Annotated in this window: 16 protein-coding genes; 10 read left to right on the forward strand and 6 right to left on the reverse strand. The window is 51.7% G+C overall.

Going from position 1 to position 15654, the window contains the following annotated elements:
- Window positions 1–3 precede the first annotated feature (3 nt).
- The 3 genes from ctaD to QZ516_RS01025 are packed head-to-tail and all read left to right on the forward strand — an operon-like array spanning window position 4 to window position 3081.
- The gene (gene ctaD / locus QZ516_RS01015) at window positions 4–1557 is read left to right on the forward strand and encodes a cytochrome c oxidase subunit I (RefSeq protein WP_297184973.1); all 1554 of its coding nucleotides are present in this window, start codon (window positions 4–6) and stop codon (window positions 1555–1557) included.
- Window positions 1558–1574: 17 nt separating this feature from the next.
- On the forward strand, window positions 1575–2129 hold the full coding sequence (locus tag QZ516_RS01020; protein ID WP_297184975.1) for a cytochrome c oxidase assembly protein: 555 nt from the start codon (window positions 1575–1577) through the stop codon (window positions 2127–2129).
- Window positions 2130–2175: 46 nt separating this feature from the next.
- Window positions 2176–3081, forward strand: coding sequence for a cytochrome c oxidase subunit 3 (locus tag QZ516_RS01025; RefSeq protein WP_297184977.1), 906 nt, complete (start codon window positions 2176–2178; stop codon window positions 3079–3081).
- Between the two features lie 79 nt (window positions 3082–3160).
- Here QZ516_RS01025 and QZ516_RS01030 read toward each other — a convergent pair whose 3' ends face one another.
- Window positions 3161–3415 carry a twin transmembrane helix small protein gene (locus QZ516_RS01030; RefSeq protein ID WP_297184980.1) on the reverse strand — a complete coding sequence of 85 codons (255 nt, stop codon included), beginning with the start codon at window positions 3413–3415 and terminating at the stop codon, window positions 3161–3163.
- A 40-nt stretch (window positions 3416–3455) separates the two neighbouring features.
- Between QZ516_RS01030 and QZ516_RS01035 the strand changes: the two genes are divergently transcribed.
- From QZ516_RS01035 to QZ516_RS01055, 5 genes are all read left to right on the forward strand, one after another.
- Window positions 3456–4235 carry an SURF1 family protein gene (locus QZ516_RS01035; RefSeq protein WP_297184983.1) on the forward strand — a complete coding sequence of 260 codons (780 nt, stop codon included), beginning with the start codon at window positions 3456–3458 and terminating at the stop codon, window positions 4233–4235.
- Window positions 4236–4240: 5 nt separating this feature from the next.
- Window positions 4241–4864 carry a hypothetical protein gene (locus tag QZ516_RS01040; protein ID WP_297184985.1) on the forward strand — a complete coding sequence of 208 codons (624 nt, stop codon included), beginning with the start codon at window positions 4241–4243 and terminating at the stop codon, window positions 4862–4864.
- A gap of 98 nt (window positions 4865–4962) precedes the next feature.
- The gene (locus QZ516_RS01045; protein WP_297184987.1) at window positions 4963–5994 is read left to right on the forward strand and encodes a COX15/CtaA family protein; all 1032 of its coding nucleotides are present in this window, start codon (window positions 4963–4965) and stop codon (window positions 5992–5994) included.
- 18 nt (window positions 5995–6012) lie between these two features.
- On the forward strand, window positions 6013–6924 hold the full coding sequence (cyoE, locus tag QZ516_RS01050) for a heme o synthase (protein WP_297184990.1): 912 nt from the start codon (window positions 6013–6015) through the stop codon (window positions 6922–6924).
- A 78-nt stretch (window positions 6925–7002) separates the two neighbouring features.
- On the forward strand, window positions 7003–7629 hold the full coding sequence (locus QZ516_RS01055; protein WP_297184993.1) for an SCO family protein: 627 nt from the start codon (window positions 7003–7005) through the stop codon (window positions 7627–7629).
- 29 nt (window positions 7630–7658) lie between these two features.
- Here the strand turns inward: QZ516_RS01055 and znuB are convergent, their stop codons facing one another.
- The 3 genes from znuB to QZ516_RS01070 are packed head-to-tail and all read right to left on the reverse strand — an operon-like array spanning window position 7659 to window position 9665.
- A complete protein-coding gene (znuB, locus tag QZ516_RS01060) occupies window positions 7659–8438 on the reverse strand; it encodes a zinc ABC transporter permease subunit ZnuB (RefSeq protein WP_297185529.1) in 780 nt (259 codons plus the stop codon).
- Window positions 8431–9180, reverse strand: a complete 750-nt coding sequence (gene znuC / locus QZ516_RS01065) for a zinc ABC transporter ATP-binding protein ZnuC (protein ID WP_297184995.1) — start codon at window positions 9178–9180, stop codon at window positions 8431–8433. Before znuC ends, znuB begins: the two co-directional genes overlap by 8 nt.
- Window positions 9177–9665, reverse strand: coding sequence for a Fur family transcriptional regulator (locus tag QZ516_RS01070; RefSeq protein ID WP_297184998.1), 489 nt, complete (start codon window positions 9663–9665; stop codon window positions 9177–9179). Before QZ516_RS01070 ends, znuC begins: the two co-directional genes overlap by 4 nt.
- A gap of 209 nt (window positions 9666–9874) precedes the next feature.
- On the opposite strand from QZ516_RS01070, the gene QZ516_RS01075 reads away from it, so the two are divergent.
- Window positions 9875–10786: a zinc ABC transporter substrate-binding protein gene (locus QZ516_RS01075; RefSeq protein ID WP_297185000.1), complete on the forward strand. Its 912-nt coding sequence runs from the start codon at window positions 9875–9877 to the stop codon at window positions 10784–10786.
- A gap of 6 nt (window positions 10787–10792) precedes the next feature.
- On the opposite strand, the gene QZ516_RS01080 is transcribed toward QZ516_RS01075, so the two are convergent.
- Window positions 10793–11749: a phosphotransferase gene (locus QZ516_RS01080; RefSeq protein WP_297185002.1), complete on the reverse strand. Its 957-nt coding sequence runs from the start codon at window positions 11747–11749 to the stop codon at window positions 10793–10795.
- A gap of 112 nt (window positions 11750–11861) precedes the next feature.
- Here QZ516_RS01080 and polA point away from each other — a divergent pair, with 112 nt between their 5' ends.
- Window positions 11862–14582, forward strand: a complete 2721-nt coding sequence (gene polA, locus QZ516_RS01085) for a DNA polymerase I (protein ID WP_297185004.1) — start codon at window positions 11862–11864, stop codon at window positions 14580–14582.
- Between the two features lie 451 nt (window positions 14583–15033).
- Here the strand turns inward: polA and yihA are convergent, their stop codons facing one another.
- Window positions 15034–15642 carry a ribosome biogenesis GTP-binding protein YihA/YsxC gene (gene yihA / locus QZ516_RS01090; RefSeq protein ID WP_297185006.1) on the reverse strand — a complete coding sequence of 203 codons (609 nt, stop codon included), beginning with the start codon at window positions 15640–15642 and terminating at the stop codon, window positions 15034–15036.
- Window positions 15643–15654: the final 12 nt, after the last annotated feature.

The following is a 15654-nucleotide window of genomic DNA, read 5'->3' on the forward strand; positions in this document are numbered from 1 at the left end:
GTCATGGCACACGGTCCCGCAAAAGGTATTGGCCGCTGGCTATTTACTACGAACCACAAAGACATCGGTACGATGTACCTATGGTTTAGTTTTGCCATGTTTCTGTTGGGTGGCTTTTTTGCCATGGTGATTCGTGCCGAGCTGTTTCAGCCCGGCATGCAGCTCGTCAAACCCGAATTTTTTAACCAGATGACGACAATGCATGGGTTGGTGATGGTATTTGGTGCCATCATGCCGGTATTTGTCGGTCTCGCAAACTGGATGATCCCGATGATGATCGGGGCGCCGGATATGGCGCTGCCGAGGATGAACAACCTCAGTTTCTGGATCCTGCCGTTTGCGTTTCTGATGCTGAGTTCCACCCTGTTCATGGATGGTGGCGCTCCCAACTTTGGTTGGACGTTCTACGCACCGCTGTCGACGACCTATGCCCCTGATTCGGTGAATTTCTTCATCTTTGCCATTCATATCATGGGTGCCTCCTCTATCATGGGTTCCATCAATATCATTGCCACCGTGCTCAACCTGCGCGCGCCGGGCATGACGCTGATGAAAATGCCCATGTTCGTATGGACCTGGTTGATTACCGCGTTCCTGCTGATTGCCGTGATGCCGGTACTGGCCGGTGCGGTCACCATGATGCTGATGGATATCAACTTCGGCACCAGCTTCTTCAATGCGGCCGGTGGCGGTGACCCGGTACTGTTCCAGCACGTGTTCTGGTTCTTTGGTCACCCCGAGGTTTACATCATTATCCTGCCGGCTTTCGGGGTGATTTCACATATCATTCCGACATTCAGCCGCAAGCCGTTGTTTGGTTACAGCTCCATGGTGTATGCAACGGCATCCATTGCCTTCCTGTCGTTCATCGTATGGGCACACCATATGTTCCTGGTGGGAATGCCAGTGGGCGGGCAGCTGTACTTCATGTACGCCACCATGCTGATTGCCGTGCCTACAGCCGCCAAGGTGTTCAACTGGATCAGCACCATGTTCAGGGGCTCCCTGTCCTATGAGACACCGATGCTGTTTGCCATAGCATTTGTGATTCTGTTTACCATCGGTGGCTTTACCGGCTTGATGTTGGCCATTGCGCCTGCGGATGTTCAATATCACGACACCTACTTCGTCGTGGCCCACTTTCACTACGTGATGGTTGCCGGCTCGTTGTTTTCTGCCACCGCAGCTGTCTATTACTGGCTGCCCAAGTGGTGTGGACGGATGTACAACGAAACGATGGGCAAGGTGCAGTTCTGGATCTCGTTCATTGGTTTCAACGTGACCTTCTTCCCCCAGCACTTCCTGGGCCTGGCCGGTATGCCGCGCCGTTACGCGGATTACGCGTTGCAGTTCTCTGACTGGAACATGATTTCCAGTATTGGTGCATTCATCTACGGTGCTGCTCAGCTGTTGTTCCTGTTCAATGTTGTTCGGACCATCAGATCTGGCAAACCCGTGAGTGAACCAAAAACCTGGGAAGGTGCAGAAGGCCTGGAGTGGACTGTTGCCACACCAGCTCCATACCACACCTTCAGTACAGCGCCGGTTGTCAAATAACAGGAAAACAAAAGAACATGTGGGCCAATCCAACCAGACCACTGATATTCAAACTGCTTGGCGGAGTGGTCTGCATGTTCCTGTTTGCCCTGTTTGTCATGCCGCCGTTGTACGACATGTTCTGTGAGGTCACCGGTATTGGTGGTAAAACATCGGGCCCCTATGTGGCCTCTCAAGCTGGTATTGATACCAGCAGGACGGTCAAGGTGCAGTTTATCGCCACCAACAATGCCGCCATGTCCTGGCAGTTTTCGCCCAAGACATATGAGGTGGTTGTGCATCCGGGTGAGGCGACCGAGGTGGCGTTTTATGCCAAAAATAGCACGCATCGGGATATGGTTGCCCAGGCAATTCCCAATGTTACACCCTTTAATGCAGCATCCTATTTCCATAAGACCGAGTGTTTCTGCTTTAACCAGCAACCGCTGAAAGCGGGTGAAGAAGCCGATTTACCGTTGGTGTTTATAGTGGATCGTGATCTGCCCAGGGCGGTTAAGACAATCACGCTGTCCTATACCCTTTTTGATATAACGGATCGTGTGAACGACGGTTCAGTAGCAAAATTAAATTGATGATAAGAACCGACCCACCAGGGTTGGCGTTGATGGAGAAAAAGTAATGTCTACAGAGAGCAGCTATTACGTTCCTGAACAAAGTAAGTTGCCTGTGCTGGCGGCACTGGGAATGGGCTTGATGGCCTATGGTGCTGGGAGTTGGGTGCAGGGTGGTTCGGCACTGGTGTTACTTGCCGGCGCGCTTGTGATGGTCTTTACCCTCTACAACTGGTTCAGCACCGTTATCCACGAAAATATGGCGGGAATGAACAGTGCCCAGCTGAAGCGCTCCTACGTATGGGGTATGAGCTGGTTTATTTTTTCTGAAGTGATGTTCTTCGCTTGTTTCTTTGGCGCCCTGTTTTATGTGCGCGTACTGGCACTGCCCTGGTTGGGTGGTGAGGGTGGTCACGCGGGCAACGATTTGCTGTGGGAAGGTTTCGAGCCCGCCTGGCCTCTGATGACCACGCCCGATATGGCCGTCAATGGCGAAAATGCCCAATTCATGGGTCCTGAGCAGCATATGAGTTTTCCCGGTTGGGCCAACCTGCTGGGGTGGTTGCCGCTGTGGAATACCATTGTTCTACTGTCTTCGAGTGTAACTGTACACATTGCTCACACTGCACTGAAAAACAGTAATCGCGCAAAATTCAATTTATGGTTGGGAATCACTGTTCTTCTCGGCGCTATCTTTATTGTGCTACAGGTAGAAGAATACATTCACGCCTATCAACATATGGGGCTGACTCTGGAGTCAGGCATTTACGGAACAACCTTCTTTATGCTCACGGGATTCCACGGTGCTCACGTGACCATGGGGACTATCATGTTGCTGATAATGTTCTTACGTGGGCTCAAGGGCCACTTTAGTCCCGACGATCAGTTCGGGTTTGAGGCAGCCTCCTGGTACTGGCACTTTGTTGACGTGGTCTGGGTCGGTTTGTTTATTTTTGTCTACGTGCTTGCCTGATTCAGTACTTTTCGGGCTGTAATAAAAAAGCGGCCAGGGTTTCCCTGGCCGCTTTTTTCTCACTTTGTAGAAGAAAAATCTATTGATGCATTTGCGGCGCGACCCGCTCGGGGTGCAGTTGGCGATCCCAGGGTGCTTTACTGGTGAGTTGTCCGGAGTAGATGCCCCAGGCAATTGTTCCCACCAATGCCACGGCCAGCACCACTCGCACACCGAGAGCATAAAGTGTTCGTTTGCTCGGGTTGCCGACGTCTTTCATCAGAAAAACCAGCGCGCTGCTCAGGCTGATAAGAACCGCAATAAACAAAAAAACAATGATAGTTTTGAGTAGCATGAACGTGCCCCCGAAATTCAGAGAATTTATTTAAACACAGATGCCAGTTGAACCGCAGCAGCAAACTAAAATTTCCTTCCGGTGGCAGTGGAACTGGAAAATATTGCTATTCGCCGGCATTTTTTTTCCAATCACACTCAGCCTTGCTTTCTGGCAATTGGAGCGTGCCGATGAAAAGCACGCGCTGCTGGAAACCTATCGACAGAAAAAAATTGCAGCACCTGTTTCCATCACCGAGGCAATGAAGCTTCCTGATCAGCAGTATGTTCGTGTTCGTCTCAAGGGAGAATATGATAATCGCTCTCCCCTGTTGATAGACAATCAAGTCCGCAACGGGCGTCCGGGCTATGAAGTTGTCAGCCCGTTTGAGTCCTCCCAGGGTGGGTGGTTTCTGGTCAACCGGGGTTGGTTGCCGGGTGGGCTAGATCGCAGTGTTTTGCCCGATGTGGGCGCGGTGCCTGGCAGTGTCACACTGGTTGGATACCTGTATCGCTCCCCCGGTAAACAGCTGATGCTGGGTGAAGATCCGTGGAGAGAGGGCGGCGGACCAAAAATCATTCAGAATGCGGCACCGAAAAAAGTCTCGGAAAAATTGGCCATCCCTTTTTATGACTACACGCTGCGACTCGATGCAGGCATGCCGGGAGCGCTTGAAACCGGTTGGCAGGTAGTGAACGTGGTGCCGGGTATGCATACTGGATATGCGGTTCAGTGGTCGGCATTATCCATGGCGCTGCTCATTCTGACGCTATTTGCCAACTCAAATCTTGGTGCTGTCCTAAAGCATCGAAAGTCATATACACGTAAAAAAACGGAGTAATGGTAATGACCGAGAATCAGGCCAAGCCGGGTTACTGGCCAATATTGATCATGATCGGGGTTTTGTCTGGGGTTATTGTGGCCGGTTTTCTGCTGTTTCCGAAAACGCCTGATGAACGCAATAGTTTATTGGGTCGCCTCGGGACAACCAATTTTGGTGAGTTTGTAGTCCCGGCCGTATCCATGACGGATCTGAACCTGAAGGCGGGGGATGGCAAGCCCTGGGTATTTTCCGAGCAAAAAATAAAATGGCGTCTGATTATTCCCGGCGCCGGAAAATGCATTGATGAATGTCGTGAGCTACTTCATACCACCAGGCAGGTTCATATCAGTCTGGGAAAATACAGTCGCCGTTTCGAGCGGGTATACATCGCCCTGGACGATGAAATTGATCCGGAAACAGGGCGTTATATGGAGGAGCACCCCTATCTGAGCGTTGTTCATGGTAAGCAGGACGAGTTGGCGTTGTTGTTGAAAGCCACTAACGCACCACTGTTCACAGAAGGTGCACCTCTAAGAGCCTACCTGGTGGACCAGGAAGGTTTGATCATGATGTCGTACACCCTGGCCAATGATGGCAAGGAAATGATCGAGGACATAGAGCACCTGATGAAATATTCGCCCGGTTGAAAACATTTGTTGCAAGATGAGGGAGAGTTGCTAGCTTCCTGATTAAGCAATAATGGTGCTTTGGTGAAGTAAATAAACCACGTAGTGAACTGTGATTGATGTCCGCATATTCCCCTAAACAACGCCAGGCCGGGTTCAGATTGGCTGTAACCGCCACAGTCCTGTCGGTGGTCGTTTTACTGCTCGGTGTTTTTACCCGCCTGACGGATGCCGGGTTGAGTTGTCCCGACTGGCCGGGCTGTTATGGTCATTTTTCGTGGCTGAGCAATGCTGATGTCATTGCGCGTGCTGAACGTCTTTATCCCGATAATCTGATAGAACATCAGAAAACCATGGTCGATATGGTTCACCGGTATGCAGCGGCGGTGCTGGGTTTATTGACGGTTGTACTGGCTGTTATCTCCTGGTTTCGCAGGGAGGACGAAGGCTATCCTTTTCGACTTCCAACATTTATTTTGTTCCTTGTGGTCTGGCAGAGTCTGTTTGGCATGTGGTCTGTCACTTTAAAGCTGTGGCCGCAGATTGTGACGCTCCATCTGCTCACTGGCATGGTGACTTGTTCGCTGTTATGGTTACTCACCCTCCGTTTGGGTAGTCGCAAGTGGCGACTTTCTCCGGAAGTAATGGGTCAGCTGGGCAGCGTTAAATCCTGGTTGCTGGTTGTGATAACCGTAACCCTGTTACAGATTATTCTGGGTGGGTGGACGAGTGCCAACTATGCTGCTTTTGCCTGTGTCGAGTTTCCCACTTGTCGCGGTGAATGGTGGCCCGAGATGGATTTCAAAAACGGTTTTAACCTCATCCAAACGATCGGACCCAATTATTTGGGTGGAAAGCTGGAAAGTGAGGCGCGAGTGGCCATTCATATCATGCATCGCCTGGGTGGTTTGATCCTTGCGCTGTTGATGATTGCTTTTGCAGTGCGGCTGTTCACAATTAAAAGTACTCGGTTTCGCTGCATGGGGCTGATAACGTTGGCTGTTTTGACCGTGCAGATTGCCCTCGGGGTCAGTAATATTTTTCTGATGTCACCACTGCTCATGGCATTGATGCATCATTTGGCAAGTGTCCTGTTACTGCTGGTATTGGTCACGATCGCCGCCAGAACCTGGACGGCCAGGCTGGAATGACAGATACGGGAGTTTTAAATGATCAATGAAACAGGGGCCGAGATGGCGAAAGCGGTCTGGCGCGACTATCTGGAGCTTACAAAACCCAATGTAGTGGCGTTGATGATCCTCACTACAGTGATTGGTATGTTCCTCTCGGTGCCGGGTATGGTGCCAGTCAATGTGCTGATTTTAGGTAATCTTGGGATCGCTCTCTGCGCCGGGGCTGCCGCTGTGGTTAACCATGTCGTGGACCGCCAGATCGATACAAAAATGGCCAGGACGGTTAATCGTCCGGTGGCAAAAGGTCGTGTCGAGCCGCTCCAGGCCATGGCATTTGCCACTGTGCTCGGCCTGCTGGGCATGGCCATCCTGTTGGTCTACATCAACCCGCTCACTGCCTGGCTGACCCTGGCATCACTGGTGGGCTATGCCGGTGTCTACACCCTGTTCCTGAAACGTGCCACACCTCAGAATATTGTAATAGGTGGCCTGGCGGGTGCTGCTCCCCCGCTGCTGGGCTGGACGGCGGTGACCGGTGAAATCCACGGCCATGCACTGCTGTTGGTGCTGATTATTTTTGCCTGGACACCACCGCATTTCTGGGCGCTGGCAATACACCGCAAGGACGAATATGCCAAAGCGGATATCCCGATGCTGCCGGTCACCCACGGTGAAAAATACACCAAGCTGCATATTCTGCTGTATACCCTGATGTTGCTGGTAATTAGCGTACTTCCCTTTGTGACTGGCATGAGCGGATGGCTCTACCTGCTGGGGGCGTTGGCGCTCGGGGTTGGGTTCATTTATTGGGCCATTGTCATGATGGTCGGTAAAAAAGCCAATGCGGGAATGGATACTTTTAAGTACTCGATCATCTACCTGATGGCGCTGTTTGTGATTATGCTACTCGATCACTATCTGATTACGGTCCCCGCATTCTTTCCCTAGCGAGGTGTTTTGAATAACTATATCCAATAAAAAAGTGAGATATCCAACGTGTTAATCAGGCAAAAAAATAGGGGCAGTGTGAAGCTGACGGTCACGGTACTGGTGGTTTTTATTGCGCTGGTGGTCACTGGCTTTGTCTTCAAACTGAATCAGCCTCACCTCCTTAGTGAGCAGGAGCTGCAGGCCAATGGTGCTGTTCTGCTGGACACTCCCCGCCAGTTCAGCGAATTTCAGTTAACTGACCATCTGGGCGAAGTATTCGACAAAAACAGTCTGAAGGGAAAGTGGTCACTGCTGTTTTTCGGATTCACCCATTGTCCCGATATCTGCCCCACCGCTATGGCTTCGGCTGCCAGAATGTACGCCGGCCTCGAACCCGAGGAGCAGGAAAAACTCCAGGTCGTCCTGATTTCGCTGGATCCGGAAAGGGATACCACGGATAAACTTGCTGAGTATGTGCCCTATTTCAACCCGGAATTTGTTGGTGCCACCGGAGACAAATATGTGTTGCTCAAGCTGGCCACCGAGCTGAACGTCGCCTTTACGAAAGTTGAGTTGGAAGGCGGTGATTACACCATAGATCACAGCGGTAATATGGTGCTCGTTAATCCCTATGGAGACTACCACGGTTTCCTCAAGCCACCCTTTGAAGAAGAACAGATGCGCCTGACTTTGCGCTCGATTATTGCTTCATTTCGACATTAACGTCGCTATTTGATAGGTCCTCACTGAGCTCACTGCTTTTTAATCAATGAGAGCAAAAACAGTCCTCCGGCACAGAGTACGATCGATGGCCCGGCTGGCGTGTCCAGAAACCAGGAGCTTGATAACCCGCAAATGACGGCGATACAGCCCAAGAGACTGGCCAGCAATGCCATCTGCTCCGGGGTCCGCGCGAAACGTCTCGCCGTGGCGGCGGGTATAACCAGTAGCGATGTGATCAACAGGATTCCCACGACTTTCATCGCAATGGCAATTTCCAGGGCAATTATCAACATAAAAGCCGACCGCACAGCCGTTACCGGTATTCCCTCCACCCTGGCCAGTTCTTCATGGATGGTGATCGACAGGAGTGGTCTCCAGAGTAGTACCATCAATAAAATCGATGCGGTACCAATACTGTAGATAATCACAATATCTTGCGCTGTAACGGTTAATAAATCGCCAAACAAAAGGCTGAGCAAATCCACTTTGACAGAGGGCATCAGCGAGATTGCCACCAGACCAATGGCCAGTGAGGTATGTGAAAGAATCCCCAGCAGGGTGTCTGAGGCAAGATTTTGCTGTTGTTGCAATACCACCAGGATTAGCGCCAGTACCAGGCAGACAATGACCACCGACAGGGTTGGGTGAATGGACATCAACAGGGCCAGCGCCACCCCCAGCAGGGAAGAGTGAGCCAGGGTATCGCCAAAATAGGCCATGCGCCGCCAGACAATAAAGGCACCCAGCGGTCCGGTGACCAGGGCAACCCCCAGCCCTGCCAGCAGGGCGTAAAGCAAAACATCAATCATGGTGGCCACCTCCGGAATGGCCATTGCGGCTGTTATCTGCCGGGTCATGACTGTGATCGTGGTGGTGCGTGTAGGGCGCGGTCCTGCTGCCGAAAAGCTCGATAAAAGCCGGATTTGTACTGACCTGGTCGGGATGGCCGTGACAGCAGACATGCTGGTTAAGGCAGATAACTTCGTCCGTGGCCGACATCACCAGATGCAAGTCGTGGGAGACCATCAGCACGCCGCAGTCCAGTCGATCCCGGAGTTGCCCGATCAAGCGATAAAGGCCTTCCTGACCGATCACGTCAACCCCCTGAACCGGTTCATCAAGTACCAGTAAATTGGGTTTTCGCAGGATAGCCCGGGCCAGCAGGGCCCGCTGCATTTCGCCGCCGGAGAGGGATTGCAAGGGCATATCAATCAGCTTCTCAATGCCAACTTCGGCCAGTGCATTAAGGCACAGCTGCAAGCTGGGTTCTGCCAGCGACAGAAAACGCCGCAGCGTAAGGGGCAATGTCGGGTCGATATGTAATTTCTGTGGCATGTACCCGACACGCAGGTCAGGGGCCCGGGTCACTGTACCAGTATCCGGTTTGAGTAAACTGAGGACAATTTTTACCAGGGTGGTTTTGCCGGCCCCGTTCGGTCCAATCAGTGTAATAATCTGCCCCGTCTCGATGGTCAGGCTGACGTCCGATAAAACACGGTTTCCCTGAAAGGCATGCCCGATTGCGCTGAGTTCGATCAGCGGCGCCTTCACAATTGGCACTCCGGACAGATACCGACGATTTCAATCACTTTGGATTCCACCTGAAAGTTTGCCCGCCCGGCGGCGTGTTTGACGGCATGATCCACCTGGTCGTCGCTGCACTCTGCCGTTGAACCGCATTGTCCACAGATGAGAAAAAAATCACTGTGATAATTACCGGGAAACGGGCAGCCTATGTAGGCGTTCAGGGACGAGAGACGATGAATCAGGCCCTGGTCCAGCAGGAACTGAATCGCCCGGTAAACCGTAGGCGGCAAAATACGATGAGCAGACATTTCTGATTGCGACATCAGGTCGACTATTTCATAGGCGCCGAGTGGGCGGTGACTGGCCCATATGGTTTTCAGAACCGTTTCACGTATCGGCGTGAGCCGGGCTTTTCTGGCATCACAAAGCTCCCTGGCACGGCACAGTGCTGCATTGATACAGCGCTTGTGGTCATGGTGGTGATAAGCGATTCGGGAGTTGGTCAGCATTTCTAGTCTCTTCAGAAAAGATGTTACTTTATATCGTTTATTCTGTAGTTGAGAATACAGTTCAACTCAAATAGGTAATATTGATACATTGTTGCATTTAGCTTTGGTTGCCACGGTATGAACCATTTATGGCTCTAGAGCCTGGCAGTCAGTATACTTTCAGGGCCTGTAGTTGAATCTCCATTGATGAAACAATATAGCAATAGATAATGAAAAAGAAGACATATACACATGGGATCGCCCTGTTGATTGCTGGCGCAATGCTGGCAAACAGGGTCATTGCAGATGAAGTCCCGGAAGTGATCGCTTCCATCAAGCCCCTCGCTGCCATAGCTGAGGCGATTGCTGGCGAAAGCGTTGTGGTCAAAGTGTTATTACCGGCAAATATCTCACCCCATGACTACTCACTGAAATTTTCCGATCTTCGTGCACTAAGGTCTGCCAAGCTGATCATTTGGATTGGTCCACACTTTGAGTCTGTGTTGCAGAAACCCCTGGCACAACGGTCTGACTCGCAGTTACAGATTGCCCAATTAAACGGGTTGATTTGGCCGCCGGAACACACGGAAAAAACCCCGGAGCACTCACACGGACATGCGCATGATAGTCTCACACGGGACTTACATGTCTGGCTCAATCCGATGAATGGAATCGTGATTGCCCGGGCGATTGCAGCGGAGCTGACCAGGAAATACCCTGCCAAACAGGCCATTTTTGATCAGAATCTCGAGGCGTTTACCGAGATGGTTACTCAACTGGACTCCGTGAGCAGGCAGCGGCTTGCGGGTTTGCGCGAACGCGGTTTTATCGTCATGCATGATGGCTATAGTCATTTTGTCGCTCATTACGGACTGACGCAGTTGGCTATGATGCAGCTGTCCAGCGGGGTAACACAAGGCATCCGCCACTACGGGCAAATGTTGGCGCTGGGGCAGCAAGTAGGCTGTGTCTTCAGTGAACCGCAACTGGACAGTAAGGCCGCCCACCAGTTGGCGCAGCAACTGGGGGCAAAAAGTGCCGAGCTCGACCCCCTGGGTATCCACCTGGATTCAGTAAAGGAGGGTTATCCAGCGCTGATAGAGGGTATTGTGGACGCGTTTGTCAGTTGCCTGAGCGAATAAGTGCGGTTAATCAGGCAGGGGAATGTAACCGACAATCCGGCGGCGAAGCTTTTCCTTGTATTCAGCCGGATCACGTTTTACTGACAGTGTGTCGCTGTGCTCGGGAAGGAGTGAGTTTAATAGTCTGGATATCCAGAATCGGGTGGCAGAGAAACATAAAATGTCTTGCCAATACTGATTTTCCACAGTGGTGAAAGGTCTTTCAGCAGCATAGGCGTCCAGCAATGCGCTAGTCAGTTGCCGGTCCAGCTCACCCTGTTGATTACAACACCATTCATTAACTGCCTGGGCCACATCCAGCAGGAGCCAGTCAGTGCAGGCAAAGAAGAACCCCGTCATGGCTTGAAGTTGCGCCCCTCTGAAAATCAACTGGTCGGCAAACAGGCTGCCTATCAGGGGGCCGGAGGGTAGCACAGGGCCAGCCTCGGCTGTCCGTCTGAATCGGATCAACTGTTCTTTCAGTAACGCCGCATCACCTGCTGACAATTGGTCTATCACTTCCTGCGCGGCAAGATCCAGCCATATCAGGCTGCGGGGGTTGCTGTGCTGTTCACTGAAGTCTTGGGTACTGGCGTGCATTCTGCCAAGGAACGTACCAATTTCATGACATATTGAAGGGTTTGGCTGCTTTGGCGCCTGCCCTTCCGGTAACTGAAACAGCAGTGCCGGCGATTCGCCATAGTTGGTTACATGATGACCCGAGTGATCGGCAAGACAGGGCGTGACGGGGATTTGCTGCCCACGGAGGTAATTCACCAATCGAGCTGAGAACGCCAGCCGATCCCTGGCAGCCTCCCCCGCCACCACGAGAAAAAAACGGTCGCCGGCGACAACACTGAATCTGCAGGTCAGGTGATTCCGGGCTGAATAAATGGCATCAATGCCAGCGACCAATCTTTCCGGTGAGTATTGGACAAGAAAATGATTGAGTGTCCGGATATCTGGCAGCAGGAACGAAGACATGGCGTTAATGATACCTCACGAATTTCCTGGTTAGATTAGCCGCTTGTTGGCTGGAAAGAAACAATTTGGGGTATGCTTCACCCATCCAAGTCTCTGCTCAAGTTGCCTGCCAATGAATGATAAAACACCGCTCGTACTGGTGGATGGATCCTCCTACCTCTACCGGGCTTTCCACGCCTTACCTCCCCTGATTACTTCGGGTGGACAGCCAACTGGCGCTATCAAGGGGGTTATCTCAATGATACGCCGCCTGTTGAAGGACTACCCAGGAAGCCCGCTGGTGGTGGTTTTTGATGCGAAGGGGAAAACCTTTCGCGATGAACTCTTTGAAGCGTACAAGTCACACCGCCCACCGATGCCCGATGAGTTGAGACAGCAGATTGAACCGATCCATCAGATTATCCGTGCCATGGGGTTGCCCCTGCTGGTGGAAGAGGGGGTGGAAGCAGACGATGTCATTGGTACGCTTGCGCTGAAAGCCTCGCAAAACCAGACCCATGTGGTGATCTCCACTGGTGACAAGGATATGGCTCAACTGGTTTCAGAGCAGATTACGCTGGTCAACACCATGACTGAAACGGTCATGGATCCGCAGGGGGTGATCGACAAATTCGGTATTCCGCCAGAATTGATGATTGATTATCTGGCGCTGGTTGGCGACAAATCAGACAACATCCCCGGTGTCCCTGGCGTCGGTGAAAAAACGGCCCTGGCCATACTGCAAAATCTGGGTGGTATGGATGCCATATACGGCAATCTGGAGGCGGTTGCCGAGCTCGATTTCCGCGGCGCCAAAAAAACACCGGCAAAGCTTGCCGAGAACCGGGACCAGGCATTTCTTTCCTACCAGCTGGCGACCATTAAAACCGACGTGCCATTGACAGTAACCTTGTCGGAGCTGGGTAATGGCTTGCCCGATAACGCCGCCCTGCTCGACTGGTTCCGCCAACTGGAGTTCAAGGGCTGGGTTGAGGAATTGCTCGCTGCCGGGGAAAGTGACAACAGTTTGTTGTCGCCAGCCGCTGACAAAGACTACCAGGTGATTCTCACTCAGCAGCAACTCGATCAGTGGCTGCAGAAATTGGAGCGGGCTGAATTGGTTGCCTTTGACACGGAAACCACCAGCCTCGACTACATGCAGGCCAGCATTGTCGGCGTCTCCTTTGCAATTGCTGCGAATCAGGCGGCCTATGTCCCCCTTGCCCACGACTATCTGGGTGCACCCCGGCAACTCGATCGGGATGCGGTGCTGGAACAATTGAAACCGTTGCTTGAGTCACCAAAACTCGCCAAGGTAGGCCAAAATCTCAAATATGACATGAGTGTACTGGCCAATCACGGTATTGCCATGCAGGGCATCCGCTTCGACACCATGCTTGAATCCTATGTGCTGGATTCCACTGCAACACGGCACGATATGGATAGCCTGGCATTGAAGTACCTCGGGGAAAAAACCACCCACTTTCAGGATATAGCTGGCAAAGGTGCCAATCAGCTCACCTTCAATCAGATTGCCATTGAGCAGGCCGCTCCCTACGCGGCAGAAGATGCGGATATCACCCTGAGACTTCATGAAACACTCTGGCCAAAATTGCAGGATATAACCGGGCTGGCGCATGTTTACCAGGCCATTGAAATGCCATTGGTGCCTGTTCTGTCAAGAATAGAAAGAAATGGAACAAAAGTAAGTGCTGACTTACTTCGGAAACAAAGCGACCAGTTGGGTGAACGCATAGCGGAGTTGGAGCAGCAGGCTTTTGAGTTGGCGGGGGAAGAATTCAATCTGGCCTCACCAAAACAGCTCGGCTACATTCTCTTTGAAAAACTGAAAATTCCGGTACAAAAGAAAACGGCCAAGGGCGCCGCTTCCACCAAAGAAGAGGTGCTGCAGGAGTTGGCGCTGGATTACCCGCTGCCGAAATTACTGCTTGAGCATCGTAGCCTCAGCAAGCTCAAGTCCACCTATACCGACAAGCTGCCTTCGCTGGTTAATGCTGCTACAGGGCGAATTCATACTTCCTATCATCAGGCGGTAACGGCAACCGGTCGGTTGTCTTCCTCTGACCCGAATTTACAGAATATTCCCGTGCGCTCCGCAGAGGGACGCCGCATTCGCCAGGCATTTGTAGCCACAGAAGGTTGCAAGATAGTGGCGGCCGATTATTCGCAAATCGAGCTACGAATCATGGCCCATCTCTCGGGAGACCGCGGATTAAAAGCAGCATTCGATCAGAATCTTGATGTGCACAGTGCCACAGCCGCAGAGGTGTTTGGCGTCGAATTGGCTTCTGTGACGGGAGAACAGCGGCGCAGTGCCAAGGCGATCAATTTTGGATTGATCTACGGCATGTCAGCCTTCGGTCTGGGCCGCCAGTTGCACATTGGACGGAATCAGGCCCAGGAATATATCGATTTGTATTTTGCCCGCTACCCCGGGGTGCAGGCCTACATGGAGTCCACCCGAAAGCGTGCAGCCGAGCAAGGCTATGTTGAGACACTGTTTGGCCGGCGGTTGTATCTGCCCGAAATCAGGGCCAGTAACGGGATGCGCCGACAGGCCGCAGAGCGCACTGCGATCAATGCCCCGATGCAGGGAACAGCGGCCGATATCATTAAACTGGCAATGATCAGCGTCGATCAGTGGTTGGCGGATAAAAAGCTCAACGCCAGGATGATTATGCAAGTGCACGATGAGCTGGTTCTGGAGGTTCCCCAGGCTGAACTGGAGGACGTGTTGTCTGGCCTCAAGGCTCGCATGACCGATGCCGCCCGGCTCGATGTGCCGCTGCTTGTCGATGTGGGTGTCGGTGATAACTGGGATGAGGCACATTAAGCGGTTTGGCGCTTTATCAAACTGAAAAAGCCATACAACTCTGAGGACAAAGAAAAAATTATTTTATAATCAAGTGCTTAAATTTTTTTTAAGCTGGATGGGAACTCATGCCATAAATAACTGACTAACCTTACGAGCAGGCAAATATTGCTTTGTTCTCCCCAAACTAAATGCAAAGCTCGTTAGTCCCCAAACAACGTGCAAAGCACGCCCTGATCTCGATGGTCAGGGTTTTTTTTGCCCTGCACATTCTGCGGAAAAGGCTGAATAAAAAACTTTTTGTCAGAATGGAACTTCTCATTGGCAGGAGAGACTAATTACTACAAGCAACATTGCTATTTTCTCCCCAAGTTAAATGCAAGGTTTGTAAATCCCCAAACAACAGCAAGGCACGCCCTGATCTCAATGGTCAGGGTTTTTTTTGCACGATATTCTTGCAAAAGGGGGATTGTCAGTCAGCCAACCAGGATTGAATCACCAGTTTTAATTGCTCGATGCCCGTTTTCTTTAGCGATGAAAAGGTTTGTACCGTCACCTCATCCCCGAACCCGGCATTGGTCAGCTCGCGTTTGACCGTCAGAAGTACCGTTTTAGCGGGACCATTATTCAATTTATCTGCTTTGGTGAGCAATAGATGAACCGGCATGGCAGACTGTGTGGCCCAGCCGATCATCTGCCAATCATATTCCTGTAATGGATGGCGAATATCCATCAGCATCACAAGACCTTTCAGGGAGCGGCGTTGTTGCAGATATTCGGCGAGATTGCGGTCCCACGCCTGTTTCATGGCCTTCGGTACTTTGGCGAAACCGTAACCGGGCAAATCCACCAGACGGCAGTTTTCGGTCAGGGAAAAAAAGTTGAGCAACTGCGTACGGCCGGGTGTTTTGCTGGTTCGGGCCAATTTACTATTGTTGGTAAGGGTATTGATGGCGCTGGACTTTCCGGCATTGGAGCGTCCGGCAAATGCAACTTCCCTGCCGACATCCTCCGGACACTGCCAAACAGTCGGGGCGCTAATGAGAAATTGAGTCTTGGTAAAAGAGATTTCTTCTGACATATGGAAAAGCCT

The sequence above is a fragment of the uncultured Porticoccus sp. genome (assembly GCF_913061305.1).
GTDB lineage: Bacteria > Pseudomonadota > Gammaproteobacteria > Pseudomonadales > Porticoccaceae > Porticoccus.